Origin of the sequence: Acidiphilium sp. PA (genome assembly GCF_026191915.1) — a bacterium.
In the GTDB taxonomy this organism is placed as follows: domain Bacteria; phylum Pseudomonadota; class Alphaproteobacteria; order Acetobacterales; family Acetobacteraceae; genus Acidiphilium.
In genome coordinates, this window is sequence record NZ_JAIMBY010000006.1 from 128,743 (window position 1) to 146,861 (window position 18,119).

The 18,119-nt window shown below is 63.5% G+C and carries 18 protein-coding genes; 15 read left to right on the forward strand and 3 right to left on the reverse strand.

All coding sequences use genetic code 11. From position 1 onward, the window contains the following. Nucleotides 1–122: 122 nt before the first annotated feature. On the reverse strand, nt 123–788 hold the full coding sequence (locus AruPA_RS10340; RefSeq protein ID WP_265636602.1) for an alpha/beta hydrolase: 666 nt from the start codon (nt 786–788) through the stop codon (nt 123–125). Between the two features lie 443 nt (nt 789–1,231). Between AruPA_RS10340 and cysE the strand changes: the two genes are divergently transcribed. From cysE to AruPA_RS10380, 8 genes are all read left to right on the forward strand, one after another. Then, nucleotides 1,232–1,951: a serine O-acetyltransferase gene (cysE, locus tag AruPA_RS10345; RefSeq protein WP_265636603.1), complete on the forward strand. Its 720-nt coding sequence runs from the start codon at nt 1,232–1,234 to the stop codon at nt 1,949–1,951. Beyond that, nucleotides 1,929–3,089 (forward strand): cysteine desulfurase family protein, encoded by a 1,161-nt coding sequence (locus tag AruPA_RS10350; RefSeq protein WP_265636604.1) that lies wholly within the window; start codon nt 1,929–1,931, stop codon nt 3,087–3,089. Before cysE ends, AruPA_RS10350 begins: the two co-directional genes overlap by 23 nt. Before the next feature lie 9 nt (nt 3,090–3,098). Beyond that, entirely contained in the window at nt 3,099–3,431 is a 333-nt protein-coding gene (locus AruPA_RS10355) for a ferredoxin family 2Fe-2S iron-sulfur cluster binding protein (protein ID WP_265636605.1), read from the forward strand. Between the two features lie 8 nt (nt 3,432–3,439). Beyond that, nucleotides 3,440–4,477 (forward strand): tRNA 2-thiouridine(34) synthase MnmA, encoded by a 1,038-nt coding sequence (gene mnmA / locus AruPA_RS10360; protein ID WP_265636606.1) that lies wholly within the window; start codon nt 3,440–3,442, stop codon nt 4,475–4,477. A 142-nt stretch (nt 4,478–4,619) separates the two neighbouring features. Beyond that, nucleotides 4,620–6,143, forward strand: coding sequence for a Hint domain-containing protein (locus AruPA_RS10365; RefSeq protein WP_265636607.1), 1,524 nt, complete (start codon nt 4,620–4,622; stop codon nt 6,141–6,143). 275 nt (nt 6,144–6,418) lie between these two features. Then, nucleotides 6,419–6,742, forward strand: coding sequence for an RNA chaperone Hfq (gene hfq / locus AruPA_RS10370; RefSeq protein ID WP_029311233.1), 324 nt, complete (start codon nt 6,419–6,421; stop codon nt 6,740–6,742). Nucleotides 6,743–6,748: 6 nt separating this feature from the next. Continuing rightward, nucleotides 6,749–8,059 carry a GTPase HflX gene (hflX, locus tag AruPA_RS10375; RefSeq protein ID WP_265636608.1) on the forward strand — a complete coding sequence of 437 codons (1,311 nt, stop codon included), beginning with the start codon at nt 6,749–6,751 and terminating at the stop codon, nt 8,057–8,059. Continuing rightward, complete coding sequence (locus tag AruPA_RS10380; RefSeq protein ID WP_265636609.1) at nt 8,056–8,901, forward strand: inositol monophosphatase family protein; 846 nt, start codon at nt 8,056–8,058, stop codon at nt 8,899–8,901. The genes hflX and AruPA_RS10380 overlap by 4 nt, the downstream gene beginning before the upstream one ends. Here AruPA_RS10380 and mazG read toward each other — a convergent pair. Next, entirely contained in the window at nt 8,881–9,702 is an 822-nt protein-coding gene (mazG, locus tag AruPA_RS10385) for a nucleoside triphosphate pyrophosphohydrolase (RefSeq protein WP_265636610.1), read from the reverse strand. The genes AruPA_RS10380 and mazG overlap by 21 nt on opposite strands. A gap of 100 nt (nt 9,703–9,802) precedes the next feature. On the opposite strand from mazG, the gene msrP reads away from it, so the two are divergent. The 7 genes from msrP (at nt 9,803) to cbbX (ending at nt 17,067) form a co-directional block, all read left to right on the forward strand. Then, on the forward strand, nt 9,803–10,768 hold the full coding sequence (gene msrP / locus AruPA_RS10390; protein WP_265636611.1) for a protein-methionine-sulfoxide reductase catalytic subunit MsrP: 966 nt from the start codon (nt 9,803–9,805) through the stop codon (nt 10,766–10,768). Nucleotides 10,769–11,041: 273 nt separating this feature from the next. Then, complete coding sequence (locus tag AruPA_RS10395; protein ID WP_265636612.1) at nt 11,042–12,109, forward strand: class 1 fructose-bisphosphatase; 1,068 nt, start codon at nt 11,042–11,044, stop codon at nt 12,107–12,109. Further along, nucleotides 12,106–12,984 carry a phosphoribulokinase gene (locus AruPA_RS10400; protein ID WP_265636613.1) on the forward strand — a complete coding sequence of 293 codons (879 nt, stop codon included), beginning with the start codon at nt 12,106–12,108 and terminating at the stop codon, nt 12,982–12,984. Before AruPA_RS10395 ends, AruPA_RS10400 begins: the two co-directional genes overlap by 4 nt. Nucleotides 12,985–13,108: 124 nt before the next feature. Then, the gene (fba, locus tag AruPA_RS10405; RefSeq protein WP_265636614.1) at nt 13,109–14,188 is read left to right on the forward strand and encodes a class II fructose-bisphosphate aldolase; all 1,080 of its coding nucleotides are present in this window, start codon (nt 13,109–13,111) and stop codon (nt 14,186–14,188) included. Between the two features lie 28 nt (nt 14,189–14,216). Next, nucleotides 14,217–15,695, forward strand: a complete 1,479-nt coding sequence (locus AruPA_RS10410) for a form I ribulose bisphosphate carboxylase large subunit (protein WP_265636615.1) — start codon at nt 14,217–14,219, stop codon at nt 15,693–15,695. An 11-nt stretch (nt 15,696–15,706) separates the two neighbouring features. Then, a complete protein-coding gene (locus AruPA_RS10415) occupies nt 15,707–16,129 on the forward strand; it encodes a ribulose bisphosphate carboxylase small subunit (RefSeq protein WP_265636616.1) in 423 nt (140 codons plus the stop codon). Between the two features lie 11 nt (nt 16,130–16,140). Continuing rightward, on the forward strand, nt 16,141–17,067 hold the full coding sequence (gene cbbX, locus AruPA_RS10420; protein ID WP_265636617.1) for a CbbX protein: 927 nt from the start codon (nt 16,141–16,143) through the stop codon (nt 17,065–17,067). A gap of 271 nt (nt 17,068–17,338) precedes the next feature. Here cbbX and AruPA_RS10425 read toward each other — a convergent pair whose 3' ends face one another. Beyond that, entirely contained in the window at nt 17,339–18,064 is a 726-nt protein-coding gene (locus AruPA_RS10425) for a hypothetical protein (protein WP_265636618.1), read from the reverse strand. Nucleotides 18,065–18,119 lie beyond the last annotated feature (55 nt).

Sequence of the window (18,119 nt, forward strand, 5' to 3'; positions counted from 1 at the left end):
TTGAAGAGAATACACAAATCTTCCCTGATCTGAGTCGAAACCATCAATTCTGGTTTCGACATCAAATCAGGTTCAGATTAAAAAGCCGTTAAGGTGAAGTTGGGATAGTGCTAAACTATCGTTCAATCCGCGGCCAGCGCCATGTGCTTGCGCGCGATTTCGCCGCTTACATATGACTCGAGAGCCTCGCCGATCGCTTCGGCATGGTGCGCGAACACGTGATCAGCCCCGGCCATGACCCGATAATCGACCGTGACACCCTTCTGGGTGTTCAATTTGTCGACCAGTTTACGAACCGATGCTTCCGGCACCAGCTCGTCGGCATCGCCGTGGATCATCAGCCCGCCGCAGGGGCAGGGGGCAAGGAACCCGAAATCATAGTGCGCGGCCGGCGTGGCAACGCTGATCCAGCCCGAAACCTCCGGCCGGCGCATCAATAACTGCATGCCGACGAAAGCGCCGAACGAATACCCGGCAATCCATAGCCCGCCATGACCGGGATTAAGCGCCTGCATCCAATCGAGTGCCGCAGCCGCGTCGTTGATTTCGCCCATGCCGCCGTCATAGTTGCCCTGACTGCGCCCGACGCCACGAAAATTGAACCGCATGACCGAAAATCCGAGTCGCTGGAACACCTGATACATCGTGTACGTGATGCGATTGTTCATGGTCCCGCCATGCAGCGGATGCGGGTGCAGCACCAGCGCGAGCGGCGCGCCGCGCTCCTTGGCGTGGTGATAGCGTCCTTCGAGGCGGCCGTCAGGCCCGGCAAATGTGACTTCAGGCATCGGTTTATCAGTTCTTTCTCAGTCTTGGTATCGATGGCGAACGCGCTTCCGGAGCGGCTGACCGGAAGCCCAACAAACTCTATTCGTACAACTCAGCGCATCTCACGGAGAAACTCGCAACAGCCCATACCGCCTATCTGCTCGTCAAATCAACATAATTGCCGATTGGACAAAGCAGCTTCCAATAAATAGGGACCCTTGAAGCATTATCGACCGGCTTGGTCTGCATAGCTACTCTCCTGAACGACGATACCCTGACAGACTCCGCCTTGAGCGAACGATTTTTGTACCAACATACCCGACCCGCGCCACCATTCACGTCAAAAGCGGGCAGCAGCATGTCGCTCTCACCCGGTATCGCCCAATTGCCATTGCTGCGACATCATCTATAAACACGGAATGTTTATACGCGGTAATCCCGTGATTTCCTATGGAAATATCGTATGAGCCGCATGTTTTTGCGTGAAACGGTCCAGGCCTACCGCCAGCGCGACCCCGCCGCGCGATCGGACATCGAGGTTTTGCTTTGCTACCCGGGGCTCCATGCGGTGGTGCTGCATCGCGTGGCTCACCGGTTATGGCGGAGCCGCGCGTTTCTGCTGGGACGGCTTGTTTCGCATTTCGGCCGGATGGTGACGGGGATCGAAATCCACCCGGGTGCGACCATCGGCCGGCGCTGCATCATCGATCATGGCATGGGCGTCGTGATTGGTGAGACCGCCGAACTCGGCGATGACGTCTATCTCTACCATCAGGTCACGCTGGGCGGCACGTCGAGCGATCACGGCAAGCGCCACCCGACCGTGGGTAACGGCGTCATCATCGGGGCCGGGGCCAAGGTCCTTGGCGATATTCTGATCGGTGACAACGCCCGCATCGGCGCCAATGCCGTCGTGGTCGCGGAGGTGCCGGCCAATACCACCGTCGTCGGCATTCCGGCCCGGCCAGTCGAACGCGGTACCGCGGTGCGGCCGGCGAAGCCGCGTTTCGACCCGTATGGCACGCCGTGTGACCCGTGCATCGATCCGCTGTTGCATGAAATCGATACGCTGCGCTCGGAAGTGAACGACCTGGAAGCGCGGATCGCGCGCACCGAGGGCTTGCGGCCCGCGCCCGCGGCAAATCCGGAGGCCAGTGTCGATGAGCGCGTCGCACGGAGCTGATCCTCTCTATCTCGATGCCAACGCGACCGAACCGTTGCGCCCGGAAGCCCGGGCGGCGTTGATCGGCGCGTTGGATCTCCTGGGCAATCCTGCCTCCATCCATGCCGAGGGGCGTAACGCCCGCCGCTGTCTCGAAGCGGCCCGCACCACCGTTGCAGACCGGTTCGGCGCAAGGCCGCAGGATGTCGTGTTCTGCTCGGGTGCGACCGAAGCCAACGCCATGGCGATTCACGCGTTCGGCGCGACCCGCCCGATCGTGATCGGGGCGACCGAGCACGATGCCGTACGCGCCGCGGCCCCTGTGGCCACGATCATGCCGGTCGATACGGCCGGTCTCGCCGATCTCGCCTGGCTCGAGGCCGAACTCGCGGCGCGGCCGGGCGCGCTGGTCTGCGTGATGGCGGCCAACAACGAAACCGGCGTGCTCAGCCCGCTCGCCCAGATCGCCGCGATCTGCGCGGGCCACGGCGCGTTGCTGCATGTCGATGCAGTGCAGGCGGCCGGGCGGATTCTCATTGACTATCTGGCGCTCGGTGCCACCAGCGTCGCGATCTCGGCCCATAAGCTGGGCGGTCCGAAGGGCGTTGGCGCCCTGATCCTCGCACCGGCTGCGGCGGCCGGCCTGCCCGCGCTGATCGCCGGCGGCGGCCAGGAACAAGGGCGGCGCGGTGGCACCCCGGCACTGCCCGCGATCGCCGGTTTCGCCGCCGCGATCACGGCGGCCGATCCTGCCGAAGGGTCGCGCCAAACACGCCTGCGCGACGCGATCGAAGCCGGTGTGCGCGACTATGGTGCCGTGGTGATCGGCGCCGGCGCACCCCGGTTGCCCAACACGACCTGCCTCGCTCTGCCCGGCCTCAGCGCCGAGACGCAGGTGATCGCGCTCGATCTAGAGCGGATCAGCGTCTCCGCCGGTTCGGCCTGCTCCTCGGGCAAGGTGGCGCGCAGCCATGTGCTGACGGCGATGGGCCTGCACGACCTCGCCGGCTGCGCCATTCGCGTCTCGCTGCCGTGGAACGCACCCGACGACGCGCCGGCCCGGTTTCTTCTCGCATATCGGGCTCTTGCCGCGCGCGCCTTGCGCAAGCGTAGCGGGTTCTCTAACTCACGCGCAGCGTATATTCCGTCCCTGGTTTGAAGGTTTCCGATGCCCAGCATGATATTTATCGAGCGCGATGGATCGCGCCGCACCGTCGATGCGCCGGTTGGCCTCTCGGTGCTCGAAGTGGCGCATAAGCACGGCGTCGATATCGAAGGCGCGTGCGAAGGCTCGCTCGCCTGTTCGACCTGCCATGTGATCGTCGACCCCGAATGGTACGGAAAACTCGGCAAGGCCTCCGAGGACGAGGAGGATATGCTCGATCTCGCGTTCGGTCTCGAAAAAACCTCGCGTCTGGGGTGCCAGATCGTGATGTCGCCCGCGCTCGACGGGCTGGTGGTACGTCTCCCGGCCGGCGTGCGCAACGCCCAGGGCGGCTAGGGTTCGTCATGCGCGTCGTGGTTGCCATGTCGGGTGGGGTGGACAGCTCGGTGGTCGCCGGGCTGATGCAGGCGGCCGGCCATGAGGTGATCGGGGTGACGCTGCAACTCTACGATCACGGTGCCGCCACCGGCCGCAAAGGCGCCTGCTGTGCCGGGCAGGACATTCACGATGCCCGCAACGTCGCGGATCGTCTGGGCATCGCGCATTACGTGATCGATGCCGAGGCCGCGTTCCGCAAGGCGGTCATCACCGATTTCGCGGAGTCCTACGCCACCGGCAAAACCCCGGTGCCCTGCGTGCGCTGCAACCAGCATCTGAAATTCGGCGACCTGCTCGGCCTTGCCCGCGATCTGGGCGCCGAGGCGCTGGCGACCGGTCATTACGTCCGTCGCGAACAGGGCAGGGATGGCGCCGAGCTGCACCGCGCCGCCGATGCCGCGCGCGACCAGTCATGGTTCCTGTTCGCCACCACGCGCGACCAACTCGAATTCGCCCGCTTCCCGCTCGGCGCCATGCCGGACAAGGCCGAAGTGCGGGCCCACGCCGCCAGCATGGGGCTGCAGGTGGCGGACAAGCCGGACAGCCAGGACATCTGCTTCGTCCCTTCCGGCTCCTATGCCGATATCGTGGCCAAGCTCCGCCCCGACGCCGCCCTGCCGGGCGACATCGTCGATCAGGACGGCACCGTGCTCGGCGGCCACCAGGGTATCGCGCGCTACACGGTGGGTCAGGGCAAGCGCCTGGGTGCGGCATCGGGGCGCGTCGTCACCGAAATCGACGCTGTGCGCCGCCGCATCGTGGTCGGGCCGCGCGGCACGGGGTCACGCCGGGTGAGGCTCGCCGAACCGAACTGGCTGATCGAGCCGCCCGGCGCGCCGTTCCGCGCCACCGTCAAGCTCCGCGCCCGCGAAACCCCGCAGGGCGCCGAAATCGACGCGGCCAGCGGCACCGTGATGCTCGACACCGCGGCACTCGCCGCGCCGGGGCAGGCCTGCGTGATCTACGATGGCACAAGGGTGCTGGGCGGCGGCTTTATCGTCTGACGCCTCGAACGCCACGGCGGTTCGGCCGCTGACGGGCAATGTTATTGATTCAAACGATATTTTTTCCGTTGCGATCATCACTTTATCGTTGCGATCTGTCGCGTTTCATTGATAATTTCCCCCGGTAGTCAGGGGGAAAATCATGTCAGGTTCCACGATACCGACCGGCGGTACTGTCACACTCACGTCTTCACTTACGGGTGATATCACCTTCGCCAATGTCGGGACCGACAGCGGCGTGCTGCTGATCGAGCCCGGTGCCCTGAGTTTCGGCCCCTCGTCGAGCAGCGTGGTGCAGACCTATCTCGGCGGCAATATCCTCGGATTTGCGCCCGGCGACACGATCATTCTCGCCAATCTCGAGCAGGATTATGCCAATTTCGACAAATCGCCGAGTTCGGCTTCGAACAACGCAAGCTTCAATTCGGATATTTCGCTCGCAGCCGGGCTCGGTGTCGATATCCTGATCGAACCAGGCAACGTGATCACGACCAATAATCCTGTGATAAACCTTGGGTTCGGTGCCCAGCTCCAGACGCTCGCCGGCCCCTATCTCGGGTCGATCGACCAGGCGCTGTTCGGCACCGACTCGCTGGCGTCCACATTGACGCTCGCCCTCGCGTTCGAACCAGGCAGCACCACTGCGGTCGATGCGGTCATCACCACCAGCACGCCCCTGGCCTGTTTCACCGCCGGCACGCGGATCACGACCGTAACCGGCGACCGCCCGGTGGAGCATCTGGCGCCCGGCGATCAAGTGATTACCGCCAGCGGCATCGCCCGCGCCGTGCGCTGGGTCGGTCATCGCCGGATTGATTGCGGCAAGCAGCCCGACCCCACACTGGTCCAGCCCATTCGCATCCAGGCCGGCGCCCTGGCGGATGGCGTGCCGTTGCGCGACCTGCTCATCTCGCCCGATCACGCCCTCCTGCTCGACGGCGTCCTGATCCAGGCCAAAGACATCGTCGATGGCGTGCTGATCACCCGGGATCACGCCTGCGCCAGCGTCACCTATTACCATGTCGAGCTTGATACGCACGACATCCTGCTCGCCGAAGGCGCGCCCGCGGAAAGCTTTCTCGATACCGGCCATCGGGGCGTCTTCGCCAATGCAGCCGATCCGGTCGTGCTCCACCCCGATCTGATGAACGCCATCCGCGGGCAGAGTGGCTGCGCCGAGCTCGTCACCAGCGGCCCCCGCCTCGCGGCGGTCCGGGCGGCGCTCGCTGCCCGCAAGCGCGCTCTGGGCTACCGCATCGTCGAGATATGGCCCTATCTGCGGGCCGGCAGCACCGTGTTGGCGGCGGAGCGGAGCAGCACCGGTGAGCTGCGGTTCGATCTGCCGCACCCGGCGCGGCGCATCGAACTCATCACCGGCAGTTTCGTGCCCGCCGAGGTCGATGAAACCTCGGCCGATCGCCGCAGGCTCGGCGCCGCGATCACCGGCATCACGCTGGATGGCGTACCCCTGCCGCTCGACCGGGTGATCCAGGCCAGCAAACGCCACCCCCGCGCGGCGGGTGACAAGACGGTATGGACCACCGGCGACGTCACCCTCTCGCTGCCGCGCGCCGGCAGGCGCCTGGTCGTCACCTGTGCCGCGGTCGCGCGCAACTGGCAGGCGAGCACGCCCGCGGCAAGGCAGGTCGCGCATCGAGCGCGGTGATCCGCCGCGCCTGCACCTGACCGTTCGAGCCCGATGATGCGCTAGCCCGCCCGGCGTCGTTCGTCACGCGTTTCGACGCTGGCGGATCAGCAAAGCGCAATCGACTCTGGTTTCGCCCGTTCATCGCGCTATAATAGAGATGTGTCGCCGCTTTCGTGCCACGCAAGCGGCAGCGCAAAACTCCCGGCGTGACGGTTTTCGGCCGTCGTGCCAAACTATGGTGCAACCATCGCTCCGGGCGCGACCGGCGCGACAAAAACATAAAGGATCCCGCCGTGGCCAACGAAAAATCGCAGAACGTGCAGGACGTCTTCCTGAACCACGTTCGCAAGAGCAAAACCCCGGTCACCGTGTTCCTGGTGAACGGCGTCAAGCTGCAGGGTGTCATCACCTGGTTCGATAATTTCTCGGTGCTGCTCCGCCGGGACGGCCATACCCAACTGGTCTACAAGCATGCGATCTCCACCGTGATGCCGGGTGCGCCGATCCAGCTGTTCGATGCGACCAAGGCCGAGGGTAGCGTCGCCGCCACCCCGTCGCAGAATCCCACCACTCTGAGCCTGATGAACCGCGCGGAGCCCGATCGCGATGACGAGTAGGTTTATTTGACCACCGAAACCCAGATCGCTCCGACGCGCGCCGCGATTCTGCTCCCCTGGGAGCATGGGTCGCGGCGTGATCGTCTGCGCGAAGCGGACGCCCGGCTGGCCGAAGCCATCGGCCTCGCCGCCTCGATCGGGCTGGTCATCGCCTATCAGGATACGCTGCAAATCCGCGCACTCCGCCCGTCCACCCTGTTTGGCGAGGGGCAGGTCGCCCGCATCGGTGAGGCGATCGCCGAGGCCGATATCACCGTCGCGGTGGTCGATGCCGCGCTGAGCCCGGTGCAGCAGCGCAACCTCGAACGCGCCTGGAATTGCAAGGTGATCGACCGTACCGGCCTGATCCTCGACATTTTCGGCGAACGCGCCCGCACCGCCGAAGGCGTGCTGCAGGTCGAACTCGCCCATCTCGCCTACCAGCGCTCCCGCCTGGTCCGCTCCTGGACCCATCTTGAGCGCCAGCGCGGCGGTTTCGGCTTCCTCGGCGGCCCCGGCGAAACCCAGATCGAGGCGGATCGACGCCTGATCACCGATCGGATCGCCCGCCTCAAGCGCGAGTTGGACGATGTCCGCCGCACCCGCGCCCTGCACCGCACCGCGCGCAGCCGGGTGCCCTATCCTGTGGTCGCCCTGGTCGGATACACCAATGCCGGCAAATCGACTTTGTTCAACGCTTTGACCGGTGCCGCCGTCCAGGCCGAGGATCAGCTGTTCGCCACCCTCGACCCCACCATGCGCCTGATCGTGCTGCCCTCCGGCCGCCACGCCATCCTGTCCGACACGGTGGGGTTCATCTCCGATCTGCCGACCGAACTCGTCGCTGCCTTCCGCGCGACGCTTGAAGAAGTGGCCGCGGCCGACATCCTGCTGCACGTGCGCGACGCCGCCCACCCCGACAGTGCCGCCCAGCGCACCGATGTGGTCACCGTGCTCGACGGCATGGCCGATTCCGGCATGATCGACGCGGGCTGGCAGTCGCGCAGCTTCGAAGTGCTCAACAAGATCGACCTGCTCGCCCCCGAATTGCGCGACCTGCCGGATACCACCGCCATCGCGGTCTCCGCCCTGTCCGGTGAAAACCTGATGGCGCTGCGCGAGGCGATCGATGCGCGTCTGGCCAGCAGCATGCACCTGATCGACTACACCCTGCCGGCGGCGGATGGCGCTTCGCTCGCCTGGCTGTATCGCCACGGCGAGGTGCTCGCCCGCGCCGATCTCGATGACGACATCAAGGTCACCGTCCGTCTCCGGCCCGAGGATCGGGCACGGTTCGAGCGGGATTTCGCCCTCTCGGATGCGAGTTCCGCCCCATGATGCTCGATGAAGCCGATCTGCTTGCCATCACCGAACTGATGCGCCACGTGGCGAAAACCATCATCATGCCGCGCTTCGGGCATATCGGTCCGGCCGATCTGCGTACCAAATCAGGCCCGCTCGACCCGGTGACGGTGGCGGACGAGGCGGCCGAGCGCGCCCTCACCCGGGGGCTGCGCCAGCTATTCCCCGGCATCGCGGTAGTCGGCGAGGAATCGGTCTCGGCCGATCCCACGCTGATGAGCGCCATCACCGGAGCCGCACCCGTGTTCGTGATCGACCCGATCGACGGCACCCAGAACTACGCCGCCGGCCTGCCGCTGTTCGGCGTCATGATCGCCCTGGTCGAGGATGACGAAACCATCGCCGGGCTGATCTATGATCCAATCCGCGACGATACCGTGGTCGCCACCAGGGACCACGGCGCCTTCCTGATCCGCCGCGCCGCCGCCGGCGATGCCGCCGGGCCGGATGACTGGGTGCGTCTGCACGTTGCCAAGCCGGCGCCGCTCGATGCGGCGATCGCCTCGGTCTCGTGGCAATACATGCCCGAGCCCGAACGCTCGCTTGTTCTGCGCGGCCTGACGAAGCTGGGCCAGACGCCCAATTTCCGCTGTGCCGCGCATACCTACCGCGCCCTGGCGATGGGCCATCTCCACGCCACCGTCTCGCGCCGGACCCTGCCGTGGGATCACGCGGCCGGCGCCCTGATCGTCGCGGAGGCGGGCGGCTACGTCCGCAAGTCGGATGGTTCGCCCTGGCACCCGTCCGAACTCGATGGCGGCATCATGGCGGCGGTCGACGAGGCGAGCTGGCAGGCGCTACGGCAGTTGTTCGCCTGAACGCGGCTCGCCGGCTTTAACCTGCCGCCACAGCGCCTCCATCGCATCGAGGCCGGCTTGCTCGGGTGTGGTGCCGGTGCCTGCCAGCAACGCCTCGACCGCGCGAAACCTGCGTTCGAATTTCGCATTCGCGCGGCGCAGCGCGGCATCGCCGCTGCAGCCGAGCTTGCGCGCCAGATTGACCATCACGAAAAACAGATCGCCCAATTCATCCTCGATCCGCTCGGGATCGCTGCCCGGCAGCTCCGCGCGCAATTCCGCGATTTCCTCATCGAGCTTGTCGAGCACGGCGGCCGCATCCGGCCAGTCGAACCCGACGCGGGCGGCCCGGCTCGCGAGTTTCTGCGCCCGCAGCAGCGGCGGCAACGTGGTCGCAATGCCGTCCAGCACGCCGGTTTCGGCCTGGCCGGCCCGCTCGCGCGCCTTATCCGCCTCCCACGCCGCGGTCTGCGCCCCGGCATCGCGCATCGTCGCATCGCCGAACACATGGGGGTGGCGGCGGATCATCTTGGCGGTGACACCCGCCGCCACCGCCTCGAAATCGAACCAGCCGCGCTCCTCGGCGAGGCGCGCGTGATAGACTACCTGAAACAGCAGATCGCCCAATTCGTCACGCAATGCCGATGGATCTTTATTCATGATCGCATCGGCAACCTCATACGCCTCTTCGACCGTATAGGGAGCGATGGAAGCGAAATCCTGCACGCGGTCCCAGGGACAGCCTGAAACCGGATCGCGCAGCGCCGCCATCACGGCGAGCAATCGGGGCAGGCTGATGCTGGATCGTTCGGTGTCGGTCATGCGGCCTCGGGCGTTCGGGGTGATGGCGGGGTCGGCTCACGCCGGCGTGATGGCGCGGATTCGCCAAGCCACACTAATATAGCGCTCAAGGAGAACAACCATGCTGATCAGACGTCGACCCGAGTGGGACCTGCCCGAGAGTGCCGCCACGCCGCAGCACATCGTGATGAACCGTCGCGCGGCACTCGCGAGCCTTGGGGCCGCAACCATGGGCTTCGGCGCGATCGGCACGGCCGCCGCGCAAACCCCGATGAAAGTGGCCATCGAAGACCCCGGCTATTCCGCCGCCGCCATGCGGTTTCAACCCGGCCGCCCGCTGACCCCGCAGAAGGACGCCGAGCGGTATAATAATTTCTACGAATTCGGCCTCTCGAAAGACATCTGGCGCGCGGCCCAGAAACTGCCGATCGAGCCCTGGACCATCAAATTCGACGGGCTGGTGGAAAAACCCTTCACGATCTCGTTCGATGATCTGATGAAGCGCGTGAAAACCGAAACCCGCGTCTATCGCCACCGCTGCGTCGAAGCCTGGGCAATCACGGTGCCGTGGGAGGGGTTCGCCATGAGCGATCTGGTCAAGCTCGCCAGGCCGCTGTCCTCGGCGAAATATCTGCGGTTCACCAGCCTCGCCGACGCCAAGACGATGCCGGGATTGTCGATTCCGTTTTTTCCTTGGCCCTACCACGAAGGCCTGACCATGGCGGAAGCGACCAACGAACTCGCCTTTGTCGGCACCGGCCTGTACAACCAGCCGATGCCCAAACAGGACGGCGCGCCGATCCGCGTGGTTCTGCCGTGGAAATACGGATTCAAATCCGCCAAATCGATCGTCCGGGTCGAATTCGTCAAGGATCAGCCTGAAACCTTCTGGCAGAAGACCAGCCCGGACATGTACGGTTTCTGGGCCAATGTGAACCCGAAATTCCCGACGTTGCGCTGGAGCCAGGCGCGCGAACGGATCATCGGCACCGACGAGACCGTGCCCACCGTTATCTACAACGGCTATAGCCAGTGGGTCGCCTCACTGTACGCCGGAATGAAGCAGGACCGTACGCTGTTCATGTAAGCAAAACCGGCGCGTCGCGCGCGGTCGATCGGGCGCTGGGAATGCGCCCGGCCGGCCGCGTTTTTATTTGTTTATTGCGTATAAAACGCGCATCATAAAACATTATGTGTACGTCCATCGACTGAGTTAATTTAAACTAAATCGATAGCAAAGAAAATTTATCTTTACTTATTTTTTTAAGGCTGTTCCTATCCCGGCTCTGCGATGGAACAAACCGCGCGGGGACAAAGCGGCACGAGCCTGAAGGTGGTGCGTTTACGGGAGAGACATGCCATGGCCGAACACCTCAGACTCGACTCATATCTCGATCTTGCCGCCGGCCGCACACCGCATCTCGCCGCGGTCTGTCAGACGGTTCATGCCATCGCCGCCGCCGGACGGCAGATATCGCGCATTCTCGCGCGGGGTCCGCTGGCCGGCAATCTCGGCGCGATCATCGGCGCCTCGATCGACGGCGATGGTCAGAAGGCGCTGGATGCGCTGACCCACACCATTCTCCGCGAAGCCATGGCCCGCGCCCCGGTCGCGGTGCTCGCCTCCGAAGAAGCCGACGAACCCGACCTGCTCGATCCGCACGCATCCCTCGCCGTCGCGGTCGATCCGCTCGATGGCTCATCGAACATCGACACGCTGGCCCCGATCGGGACGATCTTTTCGATCATGCCCGCGGGTATCGGCGTGGCGGATCATCCCGCGGCACCCTTCCTGCAGTCTGGCCGCGAGCAGCTTGCAGCCGGCTTTCTGATCTACGGCCCGCAAACCGCCCTGGTCCTCACCCTCGGCGCCGGAACTCGCGTCTTCACGCTCGACCCCGACTCCGGCGCCTTCATCGCGGTGCGCGGCGAAATCGAGGTACCGCATACCACCCGTGAATACGCGATCAACGGATCAAACCTGCGCCACTGGGACCCCGAGATTCGCACCTACATCATGGAATTGAAAAAAGGCCGCAACGGGCCGCGCGGCGAGGATTTCAACACCCGCTGGCTGGCTTCGATGGTCGGAGATGCGTTCCGCATCCTGATGCGCGGCGGCATCTATCTCTACCCGGCCGATCAGCGGCGCGGCTATCGGGCCGGGCGCCTGCGCCTGGTCTATGAAGCCAATCCGATCGCGATGCTGATGGAACAGGCCGGTGCCGCCGCAACCGATGGCCGCACCGCCGTGCTCGATCTGGTCGCGAGCGATATTCACCAGCGTTGCCCGCTGGTGTTCGGCTCGACCGACGAGGTGATGCGCGTGGCCGATGCGTATCGCACCGGCGCGGTCAGTGAATCGCCGCTGTTCAAGACGCGCTCGCTGTTTCGCAAAACAGCAAGCGCGATCGAATCACTGGCATGAGCCGCAAACACCCGATCATCTCGGTCACCGGCTCCTCGGGTGCGGGCACCACCTCGGTCCGTAACGTATTCGAGCAGATCTTCCGCCGCGAAAAAATCGAGGCGGCGATGATCGAAGGCGACTCCTTTCATCGTTACGATCGAGCGACGATGAAAATTAAGATGGCCGAGGCCGAGGCGGCGGGTAACCGGCATTTCAGTCATTTCAGCCCGGAAACAAACCTCCTGGCCGAATTGCAGGAGACCTTTGCAACCTATTCAGCGTCCGGCCGCGGCAGATTTCGCCACTATATCCATGACCAGACCGAGGCTGAACAATACGGCGCCGCCCCCGGCACGTTCACGCCGTGGCAGGACCTGCCGGAGCATACCGATATCCTGCTCTACGAGGGGCTGCACGGCGCTGTGCGGCACGGCGATATCGATACCGGCAAGCATGCTGACATCAAGATCGGCGTCGTACCGGTCATCAACCTCGAATGGATCCAGAAAATCCATCGCGACAGCAAAACCCGCCAATATTCCACCGAAGCGGTGATGGACACGATCCTGCGGCGGATGCCCGACTATGTTCACTACATCTGCCCGCAGTTCACCTACACCGATATCAATTTCCAGCGTGTGCCGACGGTCGATACCTCGAACCCGTTCATCGCCCGCTGGATTCCGACCGCCGATGAATCGATCGTCGTGGTGCGGTTTCGCAATCCACACGGCATCGATTTTCCCTATCTGTTATCGATGCTGCACGGCAGCTTCATGTCGCGCGCCAATTCGATCGTCCTGCCCGGCAATAAATTCGATCTGGCGATGCAACTGATTTTAACACCGGTGATCATGCAGTTGATGGATCACAAAAAACGGGCTGTGCGATGAAAGAGTGACGAAAAAATCAAGAGAGAGTTTTCTTTTTATGAACAAAACAAAAGTAAAGAAACTTCGTTTGTTTGGTGCTTGCGTTTGAAAACGGCTGTGCTTCCCTTTTTGAAAGAATTCTGAAATGGCACGCATCACTTTGCGGCAGTTGCTCGATCACGCCGCCGAACGCGGCTACGGCGTTCCAGCATTTAACGTTAACAACATGGAACAAGTGATCGCGATCATGGAGGCCGCGGCCGCCACCGACGCGCCGGTGATCTTGCAGGCATCGCGTGGCGCACGGTCCTATGCCGGCGACGTCATGCTGGCAAAAATGATCGAGGCCGCCGAAATCACCTACCCCGCGATTCCGATCTGCCTGCACCAGGACCACGGCAACGATGAAGGCACCTGCCTCTCGGCGATCCAGCACGGCTACACCAGCGTGATGATGGACGGTTCGCTGCAAGCCGATGCCAGGACGCCCGCCGATTACGACTACAATGTTTCGATCACCGCACGCGTGGCCGACCTCGCGCATCGGGTTGGCGTGTCGGTCGAGGGTGAACTCGGCGTGCTCGGCAGCCTCGAGACCGGTACGGGCGAGGCAGAGGACGGCCACGGCGCCGAGGGCGCGCTCTCGCACGATCAGCTCCTGACCGATCCGGATCAGGCAGTGGAATTCATCAAAGCCACCAAAGTCGATGCGCTGGCGGTCGCCATGGGCACCTCGCACGGCGCCTATAAATTTTCCCGCAAGCCCGATGGCGCGATCCTCGCAATGCATGTGATCCGCGCGATCAACGAACGCATGCCTGCACTCCACCTCGTGATGCACGGATCATCCTCGGTGCCGCAGGACTTGCAGGAGGCGTTCAACCGCTACGGCGGCGCGATGCCGCAGACCTGGGGTGTGCCGGTCGAGGAAATTCTCGTCGGCATCCGCCACGGCGTGCGCAAGGTCAATATCGACACCGATTGCCGCCTCGCGATGGCGGCCGCCCTGCGCAAGGTCGCCACCGAAAAACCGGCCGAATTCGACCCGCGCCAATTCATGAAACCAGCAACCGCGGCATTGCGCGATCTTTGCCGGCAACGCTTCGAAGCGTTCGGCACCGCCGGCCAGGCATCGCGCATTCGCCCCCAACCGCTCGCGGTCATGGCGCGGCACTACGCCGCCGGCAGCCTCGATCCCGTGTTTTCCGTTCGCGCCGCCGCCTGAACGACAACCGATAACCGGAGACCTGACAATGGACACACCCACACCAAACATAGCCGACGCCAAGACCGTCCGCGGCAAGGACCGCTATCGGTCGGGCGTCATGGAATACAGCAAGATGGGCTATTGGGAGCCCGATTACGAACCGAAAATCACCGACGTCATCGCGCTGTTTCGCATCACGCCGCAGGACGGGGTCGACGCCATCGAGGCGGCCGCCGCGGTCGCGGGGGAAAGCTCGACCGCGACCTGGACGGTGGTGTGGACCGATCGGCTGACCGCCTGCGAAAAATATCGCGCCAAAGCCTACCGGGTCGATCCGGTGCCGAACGGGCCGGGCCAGTATTTTGCTTATATAGCCTATGATCTCGCGCTGTTCGAACCCGGTTCGATCGCCAACCTTACCGCCTCGATCATCGGCAACGTATTTGGCTTCAAGCCGCTCAAGGCGCTGCGGCTGGAAGACATGCGGATGCCGGTTGCCTATATCAAAACCTTCGACGGTCCTGCCACCGGCATCGTGGTCGAGCGGGAGCGGCTCGATAAATTCGGCCGCCCGCTGCTGGGTGCCACGGTCAAGCCGAAGCTGGGCCTGTCGGGCCGCAACTACGGCCGCGTGGTGTACGAGGCTCTGAAAGGCGGGCTCGATTTCACCAAGGACGACGAGAACATCAACAGCCAGCCCTTCATGCATTGGCGGGATCGGTTTTTATACTGCATGGAAGCGGTCAATCGCGCGCAGGCGGTCTCGGGCGAGGTCAAGGGTACCTATCTGAACGTTACCGCCGGCACGATGGAAGAAATGTACGAGCGCGCGAATTTCGCGCATGAGCTCGGCTCGACCATCGTGATGATCGACCTCGTGATCGGCTACACCGCGATCCAGTCGATGTCGAAATGGGCGCGCAAACACGACATGATCCTCCACCTGCATCGCGCGGGTCACGGCACCTACACGCGTCACAAGACGCATGGTGTGTCGTTCCGGGTGATCGCCAAATGGATGCGGCTTGCCGGGGTCGATCACATTCATGCCGGCACCGTGGTCGGCAAGCTTGAAGGCGATCCGCTGACCACGCGCGGGTTTTATGACGTGCTGCGCGAGGACTACAATCCGATGCGGTTGGAGCATGGCATTTTCTTCGAGCAGGATTGGGCGGGCACCCGCAAGGTGATGCCGGTGGCTTCGGGCGGGATTCACGCGGGGCAGATGCATCAATTGCTGCATCATCTGGGCGAGGATGTCGTGCTGCAGTTCGGCGGCGGCACCATTGGCCATCCGCTCGGCATTGCGGCCGGAGCGACGGCCAATCGAGTGGCGCTCGAAGCGATGATCCTGGCCCGCAACGAGGGGCGTGATTACTACCGCGAGGGCCCGGACATTCTGGCCCAGGCGGCGCGGCATTGTCTGCCGTTGCGCCAGGCGCTCGACACCTGGGGCGATGTGACATTCGACTATACCTCGACCGACACGCCCGATTTTGTTGCTTCCCCGATGCCAGCATACTGAGGATCATGATAATGCGAGTCACGCAAGGTTGCTTTTCGTATCTTCCCGATCTGACCGACGAGCAGATCAGCAAACAGATCCAGTACTGTCTCGACAATGGCTGGGCGGTCAATCTTGAGTATACCGATGATCCGCACCCACGGAACACGTATTGGGAGATGTGGGGTCTGCCGATGTTCGATATTCGCGATGCGAAAGCGATCATGGGTGAGTTGAGCGATTGCCGGCGTATTCATACCGACTGCTACATCAGGCTCAGCGCCTTCGATGCGACGAACACGTGGGAGTCGTTGCGAATTTCCTTCATCGTGCAGCGGCCGGCCGATGAGGCCGGGTTCATGCTGACGCGCCAGGAAATCGGCGGGCGGATGATGCGTTATGAGACACGGGCCTACGGGCTGCAAAAGCCGGAAGGCGCACGCTACGGCGACTGAGGGAGATGATGATGCTCGACCATGCGGACCCTGCAATGCGCCCGACCGAACCGATCGACCTGAAGGCCGAGTTCGCCGGAGCGGGTATCAGCGAAGTGCTCGATGGACTCGAGCGCGATCTGGTCGGGTTGAAGCCGGTCAAGGCGCGCATCCGTGAGATTGCGGCGTTGCTGCTGGTCGAGCGGGTGCGGCAGAAATACGGGTATGCGACGGAGGCACCGACGTTGCACATGTCGTTTACCGGCAATCCGGGTACCGGCAAGACCACAGTGGCGCTGCGGATGGCAAGTATTCTGAAGGCGCTCGGCTTTGTCCGGCAAGGGCAGTTGATTTCGGTGACGCGGGATGATCTGGTCGGGCAATACATCGGGCATACCGCCCCGAAGACCAAGGAGATTTTGAAAAAGGCGATCGGCGGCGTTCTGTTCATCGATGAGGCGTATTACCTGTATCGGCCGGATAACGAGCGCGATTACGGTCAGGAGGCGATCGAGATCCTGTTGCAGGTGATGGAGAACCAGCGCGAGGACCTGGTGGTGATTCTCGCAGGCTACGCAGACCGGATGGACAAGTTTTTCACGCTCAATCCGGGATTCCGCTCGCGCATCGCGCATCACATCGATTTTCCCGATTACGAGAACGCCGAACTGCTTTCGATCAGCGATACGATGCTGCAACGGCAGAATTACCGGTTCACGCCGGAGGCACGGGCCGTGATGGACCGCTATATCGCGCGGCGGCGAGAGCGGCCGTATTTCTCGAACGCGCGCTCGATCCGCAACGCACTCGACCGGGCACGGTTGCGCCAGGCAAACCGGTTGATCGCGCATGACGGGCTGATCGATCCCGCAATGCTGACGATGATCGAACCAGAGGATCTGCTCGGCAGCCGGGTGTTTCTGGAGGCCGACACGCACGCGGGAGAGGTCGATACTTGAGGGTGGTGGCAGAGGGTAGGGCAGGGAAGGGAAGGGAAGGCTTCTTTTTTGTAAAAAAGAAGCAAAAAACTTTCTTTAATCTGGGTCACGGGCGTTTTCACCGGCACGGACCCAGATTAGCAAAGTTTTTTAATCTGGGTCACGGGCGTTGTCACAGCCGCAGACCCAAATTAACAAAGTTTTTTTTGCTTCTTTTTTGTTCACAAAAAAGAAGAACTTCCCTTGCTTCTTTGTCTATTTCGTGTCGCAATCGTAACGATTTAGGCGTGCATCAGCCCCGCGGGCCTTTGCGCCACATTTTTTTGGCGTCGAACGAGGGCACGAAGGGGTGGTGCCAGGGCGGGACGGGTGGTGGGGGTGGGCCGAGGATGTCGCGGAGTTGTTCGGGGGTGAAGTCGATGCTGCCGTCGGGGTTGACTTTGTATTGGGCCATGAAGTCGGGCTGGCGCCTGGGGCGGGGGCGTTTGGGGCGGGGGGTGGCGGGGTTTGTGGGTTCGCCCCGGGGTTTTCTGGGGCGTTTGATGATTTGGGGGGGACGCAGGCCGAGCATGGTGTGGAGGGGGCGGAGGATGCGGCCGAGGCTGGGGTGGGTGGCCAGCAGCTCCAGCACGATGGGGTCTTCCATGAAAAGCTGGAGATCGGCGCGGGCGGCGGCACCGGCGACGACGGTGGCGGGGCCGTTGGGGAGCAGGCGGATCAGCCAGGCGAAGCCGCGCGGCAGGGTGACGGGTGGTTTGGGGTTGGGGATGGCGGTGGCGGGTTCGCGCCCGACCGGTCTGGGAGCGCGGGTGCGGGTGCGGGGGGATTGGGGTGGGCGGGATGCGATGCGGGCGAAGCGGGCGATCTGGCGGGCGAGGTAGTTCCAGATCAGGACGATGAGCGGGCCGTGGATTTTGAGGCGGTAGCCGTTGTCGGCAACCGAGCGTTGCAGGGCACGGAAGATCACCGTGAAGCGCTCGGTCGGGTCGGCAGGCATGAACGGCGCGTTTGCGATCATGACGGTACGTAAACCATGGCGGGCGGGGGGTGAGAAAGGGATTTGTTAGGGGGAC